Origin of the sequence: Sinobaca qinghaiensis (assembly GCF_003610495.1) — a bacterium.
Taxonomy (GTDB): domain Bacteria; phylum Bacillota; class Bacilli; order Bacillales; family Marinococcaceae; genus Sinobaca; species Sinobaca qinghaiensis.
The window spans coordinates 1-16,393 of sequence record NZ_RAPK01000014.1; the positions used below are offsets into that span (position 1 = coordinate 1).

Below are 16,393 nucleotides of genomic sequence, written 5' to 3' on the forward strand. Positions count from 1 at the left end.
GTGCGCCGATGATAATTGGGGGGCGACCCCCTGTGAAAGTAGGACGTTGCCGGGCTACTGCAAGCACTTTTCCCTTAAAGGGAAGGGTGCTTTTTTTATATGTTTTTTTATATTATACTTTCTTCTAAGCCGTGCTTTCATGGTTTTGTTTATGCAAAACGAAGAACGGAGGGGTGAGGATGGAATCTATGTTTGAACATGATCTGGCTGTTATATTTATACGTCTTTTAGCAGCTGCCTTTTTAGCAGGTGCTATTGGAATAGAACGGGAAGTTAAGCGGCATCCTGCTGGTTTTCGTACCCATATGCTTGTTGGGACTGGGGCCTGTCTGGTTATGATTATGGCGTTATTTGGATTTCAGGATTATTTGCTTTCAAATAATGACATTGTTGCATACGATCCATCCAGGCTGGCTTCTTACGTTATCAGCGGGGTTGGTTTTCTTGGAGCCGGAACTATTATTGTTCAGGGAGCATCTATTAAGGGACTCACTACCGCTGCCTCTATTTGGGTAGTGGCTGCTATCGGGCTGGCTGCAGGAGCGGGTATGTATATTCCAGCGGCTTTTACTACTTTTATTGTACTGCTCAGCCTGATGCTGTTAAATAAGGTGGATCGTTTGTTTCGTCCGTTTTCAGCGCCTACTTCCATTACTGTAACTATGCATAAATATGCAGGTACTTTAAGCGGTATTATTCAGGCCCTGGAAAATCATAAAGTTCTGGTGTCTAAAATAAAAGAACAAAAAACGGAAGAGGGAAAAGATACAAGGATATTTACCCTTCAGGTTGAGGTGCCTCAATCCGTGGAACAGGCTGACTTGTATGACGCTCTATATTCTCAGAGCGGGACCATAGAAGTTGAGGTTACAATGACTATAACTTGAAATAGATTTGCATTTGTATTATATTAAAGTCAAAGATAGTCAAGGTCAATACCTTGTTATTGTTACGCGTTAGACCCTATAACGGCAGCGGACAGGAGGGTAAACCAATGAAGAATATATCAGATATTATTGAGCACTACCTTAAACAAACGTTAACACAAAGCGAAAAAGATTTAATTGAAATAAAAAGAAGTGAGCTGGCTAAACAGTTTGAATGCGTACCTTCACAAATTAATTATGTTATTAGTACCCGATTTACAATTGAAAAAGGTTATGTGGTGGAGAGTAAACGAGGCGGCGGCGGGTATATACGTATTATCCGTATTAAAGTAGACGATCATGTAGAATTGGTGGACCAGATTGTTGAATTGATTGGAAATAAGGTAGACCAGGTGTCTGCTGAAAGTATTTTAATGAGGCTGTTCGAAGAAGAAGCTGTTTCTAAGAGAGAGGCTAATATTATGCTTTCCGCTATAGATCGTACGGTACTGGCTTTAAAAGATCCGGAAGAAAGAGATTTTCTCAGGGCTCGTTTATTAAAAGCTATGCTTCAAAGTCTTCGATACCGATAAGCTAATTATAGAAAGGAGGGCTCAGCCATGCTTTGTCAAGAATGCCAGCAGAGGCAAGCTAGCCTTCATTTTACTAAAATAGTAAATGGTCAAAAAACGGAAGTTCATTTATGTGAAGAGTGTGCAAGGGAAAAAGGGGAGACTATTCAAGGTACGAATAGTTACTCCATTCACGATTTGCTTTCCGGTATATTAAAATTTGATAAGCCATTAAAAGACGAAGCCTCCACTTCGTACACTAAAGCACCAAAACCATTGGTATGTGATAACTGCGGTCTGTCCTATGAACGGTTTGTAAAAACCGGGCGTTTTGGATGTACACACTGCTATGAGGCTTTTGAAACAAAATTAGATCCCATTTTCAAAAAAGTACACAGCGGCAACCTTCGTCACTATGGGAAAATACCCAAGCGGTCCGGAGCGCAGATGCAGGTACAGCGTGAGATTGATGAAGAGCGTCTAAAACTTAAAGAATCAGTGGCAAAAGAAGAGTTTGAAAAAGCTGCGTCTATTAGGGACTATATTAAAGAGCTTGAGCAGCAAATGAAACCGAAAGGAGAGGAAGGCTGATGTCTCTGGAACGGTTTATATCAAATGCTCTAAGCCCGTGGATGAAAGAAGAAAGCGGAGCAGAAAAAGATATCGTATTAAGCACAAGAATCCGTTTTGCCAGAAATCTTAATGATTACCCATTTCCTATCATTTCTTCAGAACACTCTGCAGAAACGCTGAGAAGTTTTGTTTCTAAAGAATTAACAGAAAGCAGCGAAAGTTTCGCAGGCAGCCTGGAGCTGCTGAATATGGAAGACCTTTCTAAAAATGAAAAAACGATGCTGGTCGAAAAGCATTTAATCAGTCCTCATCTTGCAGAGCGCAGTACAGCCGGGGCGGTACTTTTAAACGAAAAAGAATCTGTCAGCCTAATGGTCAATGAAGAAGACCATTTAAGAATTCAGTGTTTATTTCCTGGATTTCAGCCGGAAGAGGGTCTTCGTTTTGCCAATGAGCTGGACGATTGGGTGGAAAGCAAAGTAACATATGCTTTTGATGAAAAACGAGGTTTTTTGACGAGCTGTCCGACCAATGTCGGCACAGGCATGAGAGCCTCTGTCATGATGCATCTGCCTGCACTTGTTATGACAAAGGCTTTAAACCGGTTTCTGCCGGCGATTAACCAGCTCGGTTTTGTCGTACGTGGTATTTACGGCGAAGGAAGTGAAGCGCTCGGCAATCTTTTTCAAATTTCCAACCAGACCACTCTCGGAAAATCGGAAGAAGATATCGTCGAAGATCTGCAGGGAATCGTGCTTCAGATTATTGAACAGGAACATGAAGCCAGACGCTCGGTGCTTAAAACTTCCCGCATTCAAATAGAAGATCGTATTTTCCGGTCGTATGGAATACTATCAAACAGCCGAATTATTGAAACAAAAGAAGCGGCAAAACGCTTATCAGATGTTAAATTGGGAATTGACCTTGATTTAATAAACGATATAAAGGGTAATATTCTAAATGAGCTGATGATTCTTATGCAGCCGGGTTTTTTACAGCAGTACGCAGATCAACCGCTGGAGGCAAAAGAACGCGATGTGAGGCGGGCTGCTTTGATTCGGGAACGAATGAAAATAGAACCTCGCTGACCATATTCGGTTATTCTTCTACGCTTTTCATTTAAAATAGAGGAATTATTTATATATATTAGGTACAATCAACTAAAGGACTTAACTAACCTACGGAGGTGCATGGATATATGATGTTCGGACGATTTACAGAAAGGGCACAGAAAGTATTAGCCCTCGCGCAAGAAGAAGCCATTCGCCTTGGCCATAATAATATTGGTACAGAGCATATTTTACTTGGTTTGATTCGGGAAGGCGAAGGTATCGCTGCGAAAGCTCTTCAGGCTCTTAATCTGGGAACAGATCAAATACAAAAAGAAGTAGAAGCTTTAATTGGTGCCAGCCAGGAAGGCTCCAAAACGATTCATTATACACCGCGTGCAAAGAAAGTAATTGAGCTTTCTATGGATGAGGCAAGAAAACTTGGTCATTCCTATGTGGGAACAGAGCATATTCTGCTTGGATTAATCCGGGAAGGCGAAGGTGTAGCGGCGAGAGTCTTAAATAATCTCGGTGTAAGCCTTAATAAAGCACGCCAGCAGGTTCTTCAGCTTCTTGGAAGCAACGACGGCTCAGGCAGCCATCAGCAGCAGCCATCCGGCACAGGTGCATCCAATGCAAGCACGCCGACGCTTGACAGCCTGGCTCGTGACCTTACAGCTGTAGCAAAAGAAGAAGGGCTCGATCCGGTAATAGGAAGAGCTAAAGAGATAGAGCGTGTTATTCAGGTGCTGAGCCGGCGCACGAAAAACAATCCAGTACTTATCGGGGAACCGGGTGTTGGTAAAACGGCTATTGCAGAAGGTCTCGCTCAGTCTATTATAGCCAACGAAGTGCCGGAAATTCTCCGCAATAAGCGCGTAATGACTCTAGATATGGGGACAGTAGTAGCTGGAACCAAATATAGAGGGGAATTTGAAGACAGGCTTAAAAAAGTAATGGAAGAAATCCGCCAATCACAGAACGTCATTTTGTTTATTGACGAACTGCACACTTTAATCGGTGCCGGCGGAGCTGAAGGCGCTATTGACGCATCCAATATTTTAAAGCCGTCCCTTGCCCGCGGCGAACTGCAGTGTATTGGTGCAACAACGCTGGACGAATATAGAAAGTATATTGAAAAAGATGCGGCACTTGAGCGTCGCTTCCAGCCTATTCAAGTAAATGAGCCGACAACGGATGAATCCGTTCAGATTCTGGCTGGACTTCGTGACCGCTATGAAGCACATCACCGCGTAAAAATTACGGATGATGCTATTGCAGAAGCAGTAAAGCTGTCAGACCGTTATATTCCAGACCGCTTCCTTCCGGACAAAGCTATTGACCTGATTGATGAAGCGGCTTCCAGAGTTAGGCTGCGTTCGTATACAGCTCCTCCAAACCTAAAAGAGCTGGAGCAGAATTTGGAAGAAACAAGAAAAGAAAAAGATGCAGCTGTTCAAAGCCAGGAATTCGAAAAGGCAGCTTCTCTGCGCGACAGCGAACAGCGCCTGCGTGAAGAAGTAGAAGAGATGAAAAACAAATGGAAAGAAAAACAAGGTCAGGAAAACACGGAAGTAACGACGGAGGATATTGCAGAAATTGTTGCAAGCTGGACCGGTATTCCTGTTTCTAAAGTAGCTGAAGAGGAAACAGACCGCCTCTTAAGAATGGAAGAGATTCTTCACGGCCGTGTCATTGGACAGGATGAAGCAGTAAAGGCTGTTTCTAAAGCTGTCAGAAGAGCAAGAGCAGGACTGAAAGATCCAAAGCGTCCAATTGGTTCCTTTATTTTCCTTGGTCCAACTGGTGTTGGTAAAACAGAGCTGGCACGTGCTGTGTCCGAGACGTTGTTCGGAGATGAAGAGTCCGTTATCCGGATAGACATGTCCGAGTATATGGAACGTCATTCCACTTCACGTTTAGTTGGTTCTCCTCCAGGATATGTAGGGTATGAAGATGGCGGACAGCTTACCGAAAAAGTACGCCGCAATCCGTATTCTGTTATCCTTTTGGATGAAATTGAAAAAGCTCACCCTGAAGTATTTAATATCCTGCTTCAGGTGCTAGAAGATGGTTTCCTAACGGATTCCAAAGGTCGCAGGGTCGACTTTAGAAATACGGCTATCATCATGACATCCAACGTTGGTGCGAGCATGCTGAAGAAAAATAAATATGTTGGTTTTGCTACGCATACCGATGAAAATAAAGATTATAACAATATGAGAGATAAGGTAATGGGAGAATTGAAAAATACATTCCGCCCGGAATTCTTAAACCGTATTGATGAAATTATTGTGTTCCACAGCCTGGAAAAAGAGCACATTGAAAAAATCATTGTTCTTATGGCTGAAGAATTGAAAAAACGTGTTGCCGAGCAGGGTATTATTTTCGACCTTACCCAAAGCGCCCAGCAGAAAATCGCCGACGAAGGCTACGATCCGGAATACGGAGCAAGACCGCTTCGCCGCTCACTTCAAAAGAACGTAGAAGATCGGCTTTCAGAGGAGCTTCTGCGTGGAACGATTGAAAAAGGAAGCACCGTTGTGATTGACGTAAAAGACGGAGAATTTATCGTGGATACAAAATCAGGAGCGAAAGCATAAAACGGTTTTCCTGGAAAAGCTGTCCGGAAGTGCGTGTTCGCACTACGGACAGTTTTTTTCATCATAAAGCATGCTTATGGTTATAAACTGAGGTATCGAAGAGAACGGGAGAGTATATATGGCCAAAACAAAAACAAAATTCGTCTGTCAGGAATGTGGATATGAAACAACTAAATGGATGGGACGCTGCCCTTCCTGCAACCAATGGAATACGCTGGTGGAAGAAATGGAGACTCCGGCTGCCGGGAAAGGCGAACGCCGCTCTTTTAATGAAAACAATAACCAGCAGCCCCAATCCATCACAAAAATAGCAGGAGATCAGGAACCCAGAATTAAAACGTCCATGGAAGAGCTGAACCGGGTGCTTGGAGGCGGCATTGTGCCGGGCTCTCTTGTTCTGGTCGGTGGTGATCCGGGTATTGGTAAATCGACCCTGCTGCTGCAGGTTTCTGCTATTTTGGCAGCCAGGCAGAAAAAAGTATTATATATTTCAGGAGAAGAGTCGATTAAGCAGACGAAACTAAGAGCCGACAGGCTTCACGTCACGTCGGATACGCTGTATGTATATGCGGAAACGGACATGGATTTTATCGAAAAAGCAATTGATAATATCAAACCGGATCTGGTTATTATTGATTCCATTCAAACCGTACACCAGCCGGCCGTTACTTCTGCTCCTGGAAGCGTTGCACAGGTTAGAGAATCGACCTCTGCCTTTATGAGAATTGCCAAAAGCCGTAATATTGCTATATTCATAGTAGGCCATGTCACAAAACAGGGTTCGATTGCCGGGCCGAAACTGCTCGAACACATGGTGGACTCTGTTCTATATTTTGAAGGAGAAAGGCACCATACTTTCCGTATTCTCCGTGCTGTTAAAAATAGATTTGGCTCGACAAATGAAATTGGTATTTTCGAAATGAAAGAAGCCGGCTTGGAGGAAGTGAAAAATCCGTCGGAGATTTTCCTGGAGGAACGTACGAACGGGATGGCTGGCTCCGTGGTTGTTGCTTCATTGGAAGGAACCCGTCCTATTCTAGTAGAGATGCAGGCATTAATCGCCCCTTCGAGCTTTGCTTATCCAAGACGGACGGCCACAGGTGTAGATCAGAACCGGATCGCTCTTTTGATGGCAGTGCTTGAAAAAAGGCTTGGCATGCTGCTTCAAAACCAGGATGCCTACATCAATGTCGCAGGCGGTGTGAAGCTGGATGAGCCGGCCGTAGACCTCGGAATTGCGGTCAGCATTGCATCAAGTTTTCGCAATCATGCCACTTATCCGGGAGATATCGTTATCGGCGAAATCGGCCTTACAGGTGAAATCCGTCGGGTATCAAGAATTGAAGAAAGAGTGCGGGAAGCCGCCAAACTGGGCTTTACGAGAGCTATTATTCCTAAAAAAAATATGGACGGCTGGACGCCTCCTGCTAAAATAAAGGTCATAGGTGTAACAACACTGGAAGAAGCACTGGATACAGCCATATCCCGCTAATATCTGCAGAAAAAGAAGAAATAGATCATGGAGGTCATAGAAATGGAAGAAAGCCGTCATACGTTTATGAGAGAGGTGCTGCGCTATATTGCTCCGGGAACGGAGCTGAGGCGCGGTATAGACAATGTGCTGAGGGCCAACACGGGAGGGCTTATTGTTTTAGGATATACGGATCAGCTGAAAGAAATGGTAGACGGCGGCTTTTATATCAATTGCGCGTTTTCTCCGGCCTATTTATACGAGCTGTCTAAAATGGACGGAGCGATTATTTTAACAGCGGACGGATCCAAAATCCTATATGCCAACACTCAGCTGGTTCCAAACAATGATATTCCTTCAAGTGAAACAGGTATACGCCACCGCACTGCCCAGCGGGTGGCAAAGCAGACCGGAAGCCTGGTCGTTTCTGTATCGCAGAGACGAAGAGTCATCACGCTCTATAAAGGAGAACACCGTTACTCCCTGCGTGAAATGGAAATGATTTTAACAAAAGCCAACCAGGGGATTCAGACTCTTGATAAATACAAGTCGGCTTTAGATCAAAGCATTATTAACCTGGGAGCTTTAGAGTTTGAAGAAACAGTTTCTTTTCAGGACATTGCCCAGGTGCTGCACCGTACAGAACTCGTGCTTCGTATTAAGGAAGAAATTCTTAATTATGTGCTTGAGCTTGGTACGGAAGGACGGCTGATCACCATGCAGCTTGATGAACTGCTGGCCGGCATGGAACAGGAAACAAATGACCTCATCAAAGATTACGTAAAAGACCCTAACACCAGCGCTGAGGCGGTGCTGAAGGGGCTTTCTAAATTGAACCGAAACGAACTGCTTAATGATAACGTAATAATGAGAGTGCTTGGTCATCCTGAAGCCGCTACTATACAGGACCAGTCTATTTCGCCGCGCGGATACCGGATTTTAAATAAGATTAAGCGGCTGCCGCCATATATTATTGAAAACGTCGTGCAGGGATACGGTGGTCTTTCGCTTATTACGGAAGCGACTATTGAAGAACTGGACGAAATTGAAGGAATTGGAAGCGCGAGGGCGAAGAAGATTAAAGAAGGTCTTCAGCAGATTCAGGAACAATTGTTTTTGGAAAGACATGTGTAAACCAGCAGTAAAATAATGAAATTAGGGTATTGATTTAATAAGGAGGTGGATGGCACGGTGTTACGATTTATTGTACAGCTGTTTTTGATTTTGGCTGGAGCTACGCTGGGATTCATTTTTATTCCTGACATTATATTTTTATTTAATCTTACATCGATTCCTGCATGGCTGGCCAGTCCATATATTGGTGGGATAGTAGGGGCAGTTATCTTCTTCGGCGCTACTTTTTGGCTCGCAGATTACATTGTGAAATGGATGAAGCGTTTAGAAGATGCTATTTTAAGAGCGCCTATTACAGATGTTTTATTTGGAACGCTGGGCCTGGTCTTCGGTCTGTTTATTGCGTTTCTTGTTACGATCCAGCTGAATACCCTGCAGATTCCTGTTGTTAATTCGGTACTGCCCGGGTTCATAAGCTTCTTTCTCGGTTATTTCGGCTTTCAGCTCGGATTCAAAAAGAAAGAAGAGCTGATGGGGCTTTTTACGTCCACCCGTAATGCCGAAAGGGACAAAGAGAAACAGGAAGCTCCTCCCGTCTGGAGCAGTAAAGATAAAATTCTTGATACAAGCGTTATTATTGATGGACGCATTGCTGATATCTGCCAGACTGGATTTATTGAAGGCAAAATGGTTATCCCGGAATTTGTACTGGAAGAGCTTCAGCATATTGCGGATTCTTCGGACGTGTTAAAGCGTAATCGGGGAAGGCGCGGTCTTGATATTTTAAACCGCATTCAAAAAGAGCTGGATAATGAAGTGGAGATTTTCGAAGGAGATTTTGAAGACATACAGGAAGTGGACAGCAAGCTCGTTAAGCTGGCTAAAGTAAGAGAAGGCATCGTAGTAACTAATGATTTTAACTTAAACAAAGTCTGCGACCTGCAGGGCGTACCGGTGCTGAATATTAATGATTTAGCCAACGCCGTGAAGCCGGTGCTTCTGCCGGGCGAGGAATTAGCTGTACAGGTGATAAAAGATGGAAAAGAACATAATCAAGGCGTGGCTTATTTAGATGACGGAACAATGATTGTCGTTGAAGGCGGGCGCGATCATATTGGTAAGACGCTGCAGGTACTGGTCACCAGCGTTCTTCAGACGAGTGCGGGCCGTATGATTTTTGCAAAACCTAAATTAATAGAAAAAGCGTTATAATGCCCTTTCCTGCCCGGAAGCCTTTGCGGCTGCGAGGCAGGATTTTTTGCGCAGGCAGGTAAACATCATTCGGGACAGGGCGGCAGAAGAAGATATACCATTGCTTTCCTGCCGCTAACAAGTGTATTATAATATGGGACTTTACGTAATGATAAAAGCATGTAATTGGAGAGGTTTTATGAAGTATGCGGTAGTAATTCCGGCAGCGGGACAGGGAAAAAGAATGGGGGCAGGTCACAATAAGCAGTTTTTGATGCTGGAGGACCGTCCGCTTATCATTCACACGGTTTCTGTTTTTGAAAAAGATCCGAACTGTGCCAAAATCATTGTAGTAGCCAATCCATCAGAAATCACCGATATGCGGGTGTTATTTGAAAAATGGAATATAAAAAAAGTTACCAATGTGCTGGCAGGGGGAAAAGAAAGACAGGACAGCGTGTATGAAGGGTTAAAGGTTTTAACTGAAGACGAAATTGTACTGGTCCATGATGGAGCCCGACCGTTTATTGAAGCCTCCCGTCTAAAAGACCTTGTCCAAAAAGCTTCCGAGACAGGTGCTGCCGTACTGGGTGTGCGTATGAAAGATACCGTAAAGCGCGCAGCAGGTGGTTTAGTTATTGAAACAATTGACCGGAGCAGTCTCTGGGCCGTCCAGACTCCCCAGGCTTTCCGTCTTCCCATCGTATTGGAAGCATACCGGAGGGCAGAAGAGCAGAAGATTGTCGGAACCGACGACACCAGCCTTGTGGAAAAGATGGGGCACCCGGTTCATATTGTGGAGGGGGGCTATGATAATATCAAGCTCACGACACCAGAAGACATGATCACGGCGATCGGCATTTTACAAAAAAGACGAGGGGAATAATACATGAGAATTGGACACGGATTTGATGTACACCAGCTCGATGCGTCCCGTCCGCTGATTATAGGGGGCATTACCGTTCCGCACAGTAAAGGTCTGATTGGACACTCTGATGCGGATGTGCTCCTTCATGCGGTTACAGACGCCATATTAGGTGCAATCGGCGAAGGGGATATAGGAAAGCATTTTCCCGACACCGATCAGGCATTTAAAGATGCTGATTCAGCTGTACTGCTGGAAAAAGTAATGGAAACCGTTGCAGAGCGCGGGTACCAAATTGGAAATATAGATGGCACCATTCTGGCGGAAAAGCCTAAAATGGCACCTCATATCCAGAGTATGAGAGAGCGGATTGCCGAGATTACAAAAGCAGACGTATCTCAGGTGAATGTAAAAGCAACGACAACGGAAAAACTTGGGTTTACAGGCCGTGAAGAAGGCATTGCAGCCCATGCAGTAGTGTTGTTAATAGAAAAATCGTAATAAGAAAGGGGAGTACAGTATGAGCAGGGAAGTAAGAGTAAGATTTGCACCAAGTCCTACAGGACATCTTCATATTGGCGGAGCACGCTCTGCTTTATTTAATTATCTTTATGCGAAAAGCCAGGGCGGGAAATTTGTTATCCGGATTGAGGATACGGACCAGGCACGAAATGTAGAAGATGCTACAGAAAAGTTAATGGAGAGCATGAAGTGGCTTGGCATTGAATGGGATGAGAGCATGGATATCGGAGGGCCGCATGAGCCTTACCGTTCCATGGAACGTCTGGATACGTATGAAAAGCATCTGCAGCAGCTGCTTGATGAAGGAAAAGCTTACTACGACTATATGACAGAAGCCGACCTGGAAAAAGAAAGAGAAGCTCAGCTGGCAAAAGGAGAAGCTCCTAAATACAGCGGGCGTGACCGGGATTTAACGCCGGAGCAGCAGAAAGCCTATGAAGACGAGGGATTAAAGCCCGTTGTCCGTTTCAAAGTGCCGCAGGGCCGACATGTTGTCGTGGAAGATGCTGTACGGGGCAACGTTACATTTGAAACCGACGGCATCGGAGATTTTGTTATTGCAAGAAGAGACAGAATCCCTACCTATAACTTCGCCGTCGTGATTGATGACTATTTGATGGAAATCAGCCACGTGATCCGGGGGGAAGAGCATTTGTCCAATGCTCCGCGCCAGGCGTTATTATTTGAAGCCTTTGGATGGGAAAAACCGACTTTTGCCCACGCGTCCCTGATTTTAAATCCGGACCGTCAGAAAATGAGCAAACGCGATGAGTCAATCATTCAGTTCGTTGAACAGTACAAAGATTTGGGCTATCTTCCCGAAGCGTTAGTGAACTTCCTTGCTCTTCTCGGCTGGTCCCCAGTGGGAGAAGAAGAATTATTTGACCTGAAGGAACTGGAAAAGCAGTTTACGCTCGACCGCGTTTCAAAGGCACCTGCCGTTTTTGATAAGGATAAGCTGGCGTGGATGAACAACCAGTACGTGAAAAAAGCCGACGTAGACCGTCTGACCGTTCTGGCACTGCCTCATCTGCAGAAAGCAGGCAGAGTAGCAGAGAATCCTTCAAAAGAAGAATACGAGTGGATTACGCAGCTCGTCGCTCTGTATCAGGAACAAATGCATTACGCAGCGGAGCTTGTTGAGCTGACGGACTTGTTTTTTAAAGAGGAAATTTCGTATAATGAAGAAGCACAGGCGGTACTTAGCGGAGAAACAGTGCCGGAAGTGCTGAAACAGTTCTCTAAAGAACTGGATGAACTGGATACGTTTGAGCCGCAGGAAATCAAGTCTGCTATCAAAGCAACGCAGAAAGCTACAGGACAGAAAGGCAAAAATTTATTTATGCCAATACGTATAGCTGTTACAGGTCAGGCCCATGGTCCGGACCTGCCGAATACTATTGCCCTGCTCGGTAAAGAAACCGTGCAGAAACGTTTGGAGCAGGCTGTCCACGTATCATAATTTTATAAGTAGAGCATAGATGGGAAAAAGTATGAAACGCTTTTCTATACAGAGAAAACCGCACAGGCTGAGAGTGGTTTTGAAAAAGGTTTCTGAACATGCCTCCCGGAGCCTTCTGTTGAATGAAGTAGGCAGAAGCGGCAGTGATGCCGTTATGACATCATGAAGAAGAGCCGGAAATAGTGCTCTTAAAACAGAGTGGAACCACGCGGAAGCGTCTCTGTGCCCCAGGGCACAGAGACGCTTTTTTTCATTAATGGCGCAGCTCAAGAGGAAGGAAGGGAGACAAATGAGTATGTGGAGAACGTTTAAAAATGATATTGATGTTGTATTCGATCAGGACCCGGCCGCAAGAGGAAGAGTCGAAGTGGTCATGACTTATTCAGGCGTCCACGCTATTTGGTTTCACCGGATTGCCCACTGGATGTGGAAGCGTAAGCTGTATTTTCTTGCCCGGCTGCTTTCCCAGTTCAGCCGTTTTATTACTGGAATAGAAATCCACCCGGGAGCCGTTATCGGACAGCGTCTGTTTATCGACCATGGAATGGGTGTAGTAATAGGAGAAACATGCGAAATCGGGGATAATGTGACGATTTACCAGGGAGTTACGCTGGGAGGAACAGGAAAAGAAAAAGGCAAACGGCATCCTACCATCGAAGATCATGTGCTCATTGCCACCGGTGCGAAAATTCTCGGCTCTATGACGATCGGCCAGCATTCCCGTATCGGCGCCGGATCCGTTGTTTTAAAAGAAGTACCGGCTAATTCTACTGTAGTAGGAATACCGGGACGTGTCGTAGTACAAAACGGTATTAAAGTAGAGCAGGATGGACTCGATCATCATAATCTTCCGGATCCGGTAGCCGATCGATTTAAAGAACTGGAACAGGAGCTAACTCAGCTGAAAAAAGAACTGGAAGCATATACACAAACGGAAACGGTCCGTTCATCGCAAGGGAGAGAAAGGTAATGGCGATCCATTTATACAATACGCTGTCACGAAAGAAAGAAAAATTTATTCCGCTTGAGGGCAATACAGTCAAAATGTACGTGTGCGGACCTACGGTATACAACTATATTCATATAGGTAACGCCCGCCCGGCTATTGTGTTTGATATGATCCGGCAGTATTTAACGTATTCCGGATACGACGTTCAATATATGTCTAATTTTACAGACGTAGATGACAAAATTATCCGGGCGGCTAAAGAACTGGGAGAAGAAGTTCCTGCGCTTGCGGAGAAATTCATTTCAGCCTATCACGAAGATACAGCGGCATTAGGAGTAAAAAAAGCGGATCTTCATCCGAGGGTAATGGATACGATGCCGGAAATCATTACATTTATCGAACTGTTGATTGAAAAAGGTTATGCCTATGAATCACAGGGGGATGTCTATTTTCACACCCGCTCTTTCGAGAACTACGGCCAGCTCTCGACCCAGTCGATTGAGGATCTGCAGGCAGGTGCCCGTATTGAAACAGGTGATAAAAAAAGGGATCCGCTTGATTTTGCACTCTGGAAAGCGGCGAAACCCGATGAAATTTCCTGGGAGAGTCCATGGGGAGATGGCCGTCCAGGCTGGCATATTGAATGTTCCGCTATGGTGAAAAAATACCTGGGGGATACGATTGATATCCATGCAGGTGGACAGGACCTTTCTTTTCCCCATCATGAGAACGAATTAGCTCAGTCGGAAGCGCTGAATGAGACGAAGATGGCTAATTACTGGATGCATAATGGCTATATTCAGATTGATAACGAAAAAATGTCCAAATCCCTTGGTAATTTTATTCTCGTTCATGACTTAATTAAGCACCACAAACCGGAAGTAATCCGCTTTTTTATTCTTCAGTCCCACTACCGAAGCCCGCTTAATTTTAGTGAATCCCTGCTGGAAAGTGCAAAAAGCGGACTGGATCGTATTCAGACGACAGTACGCAACTTAAAGCACCGGATGAAAGAGAGCGCAGATCTGGGAGAAGCAAAACCGTGGATTGCGCTCGCTGCCGAAAAAAAGCAGGCCTTTCTAAATGAAATGGACGATGATTTTAACACCGCTAACGCAGTAAGTGTGTTGTTTGATTTAACGAAAGCTGCCAACCAGTATCTGCAGGAATCCCATTCATCCAAGCTTGCCCTGGAGACGTTTATTTCCACTATTGTCGAATTAGGAGATATTTTAAGCGTGCCGATGGAACCGGAGGAGCGGCTGCTGGATGAAGATATTGAACAGTTGATAGAAGAAAGAACAGCGGCCCGGAAATCTAAAGACTTTGCCAGAGCGGATGAGATAAGGGACCAGCTTAAAGACATGGGGATTATTCTGGAAGATACACCCCAGGGCATCCGCTGGAAAAGGGAGTAGACAGATGCTGGAAACGCTGAGGAAACAAATAGACGCAAAGCAGCTTAACGCCCTGGCGCTCGCTTATATGGGTGATGCTGTACTGGATTTATATATCCGCCAGTATTTAATTGCAGAAGGAAAAGTACGGCCGCACCGCCTTCATTCCCAGGCGGTCTCCTACGTGTCGGCCAATGCCCAGGCAAAAGTTATACAGGAACTCTGGGACAGCGGCCAGCTGAGCGAAGAAGAAGACCGTATTTCCAAAAGAGGGAGAAATGCAAAGTCCGGAAGTGTGCCTAAAAATGTGGACGTATCTATATACAAAAAGAGTACGGCCTTTGAGGCGCTTCTCGGCTATTTATATTTTCAGAATCAAATAGAACGTATGGAAGAAATAATTGCATTTGCTATTGAGATGTCAACGGCAGATGGAGAGGCGGATAAATAATGGAAGAATGGATTTCCGGAAAAAATGCAGTGCTGGAAGCCCTGAAGGCCGGCCGGGATATTAATAAAATATGGCTGGCGGAAGGAACGGGAAAAGCCCAGACTCTTGCGGTACAGGAAGCAGCTAAAGAAAAAGGAGTACTGGTGCAGAGTGCGCCAAGAAAAAAACTGGATGATCTAAGCGGAAATCAAAAACACCAGGGAATAGTAGCTTCCGTAGCTGCCTACAGCTATGCGGAAATGGAGGATTTGTTTGCGAAAGCAGAACGTGCGGGAGAAGATCCGTTTTTTCTTATTCTCGATGAGATAGAAGATCCGCATAACTTAGGCTCTATTTTGAGAACGGCCGATGCAGCTGGTGTTCATGGAGTGATTATTCCAAAAAGACGATCAGTCAGCCTGACGCAGACAGTAGCAAAAACGTCGACCGGAGCAATTGAGCACATTCCCGTAGCCCGGGTGACCAATTTAGTTAGAACCATGAAGGAATTAAAAGACAGAGGGGTATGGATAGCAGGGACTGATGCGTCAGCAAAAGAGGATTACCGGCAGATGCAGGCAGATATGCCTCTTGCGCTGGTTATCGGCAGCGAAGGAAAAGGCATCAGCAGGCTCGTAAAAGAAACGTGTGATTTCTTAGTGGAAATCCCGATGAAAGGGCATGTTACTTCGCTGAATGCCTCCGTAGCAGCAAGCCTCCTGATCTATGAAGTATACAGGAGCCGCCATCCTAAAGGCAGTTCTGCCCGATGAAAGACATTTTGCTGGTAGACGGCTATAACGTTATCGGAGACTGGCCGGAACTCAAAGAGCTGAAAGAGTATGACCTGGCCGGGGCCAGAGACAAACTGATTCAGGATATGGCCGAATATCAAGCGTTTAAAGGCTGGACGGTTAAAGTGATATTTGACGCGCATATGGTACCGGGACTGGGAAAAAAATATCATGACTTTCTTCTTGATGTTATTTATACCAAAGAAAAGGAAACGGCTGACGAACGCATTGAACGTCTTGTCAGCGAATTAAAAAATGTAGAAACAAGAGTTCATGTAGCAACCTCTGATTACGCGGAGCAGTCCCATATATTTGGAAGCGGGGCCCTCCGTAAATCATCCCGGGAACTGCGTCTGGAAATGCAGGTCGTTAAAGACGGAATAGCCAGGCGGGTAAGGGAGCAGAGGGAAGAAAACAAACGGTCGGAACTGCCCTTGTCAGATGAGTTAACAAAAATTTTCGATAAATGGCGTCGGGGAGACAGATGAAGTATTGACGCTTTTGTGAACAGTACTATATACTTGACCTATATTAAATTTTTGATAAGTGCAATTATTTAGAGAATTCCAGTTGTC

At 44.9% G+C, this 16,393-nt stretch carries 16 protein-coding genes and 1 other annotated feature; all 16 genes read left to right on the forward strand.

The window, feature by feature from the left end; translation table 11 throughout:
- Positions 1 to 179: 179 nt before the first annotated feature.
- A complete protein-coding gene (locus tag ATL39_RS16860; protein WP_120194551.1) occupies positions 180 to 887 on the forward strand; it encodes an MgtC/SapB family protein in 708 nt (235 codons plus the stop codon).
- A gap of 107 nt (positions 888 to 994) precedes the next feature.
- Positions 995 to 1,459, forward strand: a complete 465-nt coding sequence (locus ATL39_RS16865; RefSeq protein WP_120194552.1) for a CtsR family transcriptional regulator — start codon at positions 995 to 997, stop codon at positions 1,457 to 1,459.
- 27 nt (positions 1,460 to 1,486) lie between these two features.
- A complete protein-coding gene (mcsA, locus tag ATL39_RS16870; RefSeq protein ID WP_120194553.1) occupies positions 1,487 to 2,029 on the forward strand; it encodes a protein-arginine kinase activator protein McsA in 543 nt (180 codons plus the stop codon).
- On the forward strand, positions 2,029 to 3,099 hold the full coding sequence (mcsB, locus tag ATL39_RS16875) for a protein-arginine kinase McsB (protein WP_120194554.1): 1,071 nt from the start codon (positions 2,029 to 2,031) through the stop codon (positions 3,097 to 3,099). The genes mcsA and mcsB overlap by 1 nt, the downstream gene beginning before the upstream one ends.
- A gap of 110 nt (positions 3,100 to 3,209) precedes the next feature.
- The gene (gene clpC, locus ATL39_RS16880; protein ID WP_120194555.1) at positions 3,210 to 5,663 is read left to right on the forward strand and encodes an ATP-dependent protease ATP-binding subunit ClpC; all 2,454 of its coding nucleotides are present in this window, start codon (positions 3,210 to 3,212) and stop codon (positions 5,661 to 5,663) included.
- Between the two features lie 118 nt (positions 5,664 to 5,781).
- A complete protein-coding gene (radA, locus tag ATL39_RS16885; RefSeq protein WP_120194556.1) occupies positions 5,782 to 7,155 on the forward strand; it encodes a DNA repair protein RadA in 1,374 nt (457 codons plus the stop codon).
- A 42-nt stretch (positions 7,156 to 7,197) separates the two neighbouring features.
- Positions 7,198 to 8,268 (forward strand): DNA integrity scanning diadenylate cyclase DisA, encoded by a 1,071-nt coding sequence (gene disA, locus ATL39_RS16890; protein ID WP_120194557.1) that lies wholly within the window; start codon positions 7,198 to 7,200, stop codon positions 8,266 to 8,268.
- Positions 8,269 to 8,325: 57 nt separating this feature from the next.
- Complete coding sequence (locus tag ATL39_RS16895) at positions 8,326 to 9,420, forward strand: PIN/TRAM domain-containing protein (RefSeq protein WP_120194558.1); 1,095 nt, start codon at positions 8,326 to 8,328, stop codon at positions 9,418 to 9,420.
- Positions 9,421 to 9,598: 178 nt separating this feature from the next.
- Positions 9,599 to 10,285: a 2-C-methyl-D-erythritol 4-phosphate cytidylyltransferase gene (gene ispD, locus ATL39_RS16900; protein ID WP_120194559.1), complete on the forward strand. Its 687-nt coding sequence runs from the start codon at positions 9,599 to 9,601 to the stop codon at positions 10,283 to 10,285.
- 3 nt (positions 10,286 to 10,288) lie between these two features.
- Positions 10,289 to 10,765 carry a 2-C-methyl-D-erythritol 2,4-cyclodiphosphate synthase gene (ispF, locus tag ATL39_RS16905; protein WP_120194560.1) on the forward strand — a complete coding sequence of 159 codons (477 nt, stop codon included), beginning with the start codon at positions 10,289 to 10,291 and terminating at the stop codon, positions 10,763 to 10,765.
- Positions 10,766 to 10,784: 19 nt separating this feature from the next.
- Positions 10,785 to 12,248 (forward strand): glutamate--tRNA ligase, encoded by a 1,464-nt coding sequence (gene gltX, locus ATL39_RS16910; RefSeq protein ID WP_120194561.1) that lies wholly within the window; start codon positions 10,785 to 10,787, stop codon positions 12,246 to 12,248.
- Between the two features lie 7 nt (positions 12,249 to 12,255).
- Positions 12,256 to 12,473: a binding site (T-box leader), on the forward strand.
- A gap of 70 nt (positions 12,474 to 12,543) precedes the next feature.
- A complete protein-coding gene (gene cysE, locus ATL39_RS16915; protein ID WP_120194624.1) occupies positions 12,544 to 13,218 on the forward strand; it encodes a serine O-acetyltransferase in 675 nt (224 codons plus the stop codon).
- Positions 13,218 to 14,615, forward strand: coding sequence for a cysteine--tRNA ligase (gene cysS, locus ATL39_RS16920; protein WP_120194562.1), 1,398 nt, complete (start codon positions 13,218 to 13,220; stop codon positions 14,613 to 14,615). The genes cysE and cysS overlap by 1 nt, the downstream gene beginning before the upstream one ends.
- Positions 14,616 to 14,619: 4 nt before the next feature.
- On the forward strand, positions 14,620 to 15,045 hold the full coding sequence (locus ATL39_RS16925; RefSeq protein ID WP_120194563.1) for a Mini-ribonuclease 3: 426 nt from the start codon (positions 14,620 to 14,622) through the stop codon (positions 15,043 to 15,045).
- Positions 15,045 to 15,797, forward strand: a complete 753-nt coding sequence (gene rlmB, locus ATL39_RS16930) for a 23S rRNA (guanosine(2251)-2'-O)-methyltransferase RlmB (RefSeq protein ID WP_120194564.1) — start codon at positions 15,045 to 15,047, stop codon at positions 15,795 to 15,797. The genes ATL39_RS16925 and rlmB overlap by 1 nt, the downstream gene beginning before the upstream one ends.
- Positions 15,794 to 16,306, forward strand: a complete 513-nt coding sequence (locus ATL39_RS16935; protein WP_120194565.1) for an NYN domain-containing protein — start codon at positions 15,794 to 15,796, stop codon at positions 16,304 to 16,306. The genes rlmB and ATL39_RS16935 overlap by 4 nt, the downstream gene beginning before the upstream one ends.
- The last annotated feature ends 87 nt before the right edge of the window (positions 16,307 to 16,393 follow it).

What these genes read in the sequence shown, in the direction of transcription:
- ATL39_RS16860 (WP_120194551.1), top strand. Translation starts at nt 180, where the DNA reads ATGGAATCTATGTTTGAACATGATCTGGCTGTTATATTTATACGTCTT.
- ATL39_RS16865 (WP_120194552.1), top strand. Translation starts at nt 995, where the DNA reads ATGAAGAATATATCAGATATTATTGAGCACTACCTTAAACAAACGTTA.
- mcsA (WP_120194553.1), top strand. Translation starts at nt 1,487, where the DNA reads ATGCTTTGTCAAGAATGCCAGCAGAGGCAAGCTAGCCTTCATTTTACT.
- mcsB (WP_120194554.1), top strand. Translation starts at nt 2,029, where the DNA reads ATGTCTCTGGAACGGTTTATATCAAATGCTCTAAGCCCGTGGATGAAA.
- clpC (WP_120194555.1), top strand. Translation starts at nt 3,210, where the DNA reads ATGATGTTCGGACGATTTACAGAAAGGGCACAGAAAGTATTAGCCCTC.
- radA (WP_120194556.1), top strand. Translation starts at nt 5,782, where the DNA reads ATGGCCAAAACAAAAACAAAATTCGTCTGTCAGGAATGTGGATATGAA.
- disA (WP_120194557.1), top strand. Translation starts at nt 7,198, where the DNA reads ATGGAAGAAAGCCGTCATACGTTTATGAGAGAGGTGCTGCGCTATATT.
- ispD (WP_120194559.1), top strand. Translation starts at nt 9,599, where the DNA reads ATGAAGTATGCGGTAGTAATTCCGGCAGCGGGACAGGGAAAAAGAATG.
- ispF (WP_120194560.1), top strand. Translation starts at nt 10,289, where the DNA reads ATGAGAATTGGACACGGATTTGATGTACACCAGCTCGATGCGTCCCGT.
- gltX (WP_120194561.1), top strand. Translation starts at nt 10,785, where the DNA reads ATGAGCAGGGAAGTAAGAGTAAGATTTGCACCAAGTCCTACAGGACAT.
- cysE (WP_120194624.1), top strand. Translation starts at nt 12,544, where the DNA reads ATGTGGAGAACGTTTAAAAATGATATTGATGTTGTATTCGATCAGGAC.
- cysS (WP_120194562.1), top strand. Translation starts at nt 13,218, where the DNA reads ATGGCGATCCATTTATACAATACGCTGTCACGAAAGAAAGAAAAATTT.
- ATL39_RS16925 (WP_120194563.1), top strand. Translation starts at nt 14,620, where the DNA reads ATGCTGGAAACGCTGAGGAAACAAATAGACGCAAAGCAGCTTAACGCC.
- rlmB (WP_120194564.1), top strand. Translation starts at nt 15,045, where the DNA reads ATGGAAGAATGGATTTCCGGAAAAAATGCAGTGCTGGAAGCCCTGAAG.
- ATL39_RS16935 (WP_120194565.1), top strand. Translation starts at nt 15,794, where the DNA reads ATGAAAGACATTTTGCTGGTAGACGGCTATAACGTTATCGGAGACTGG.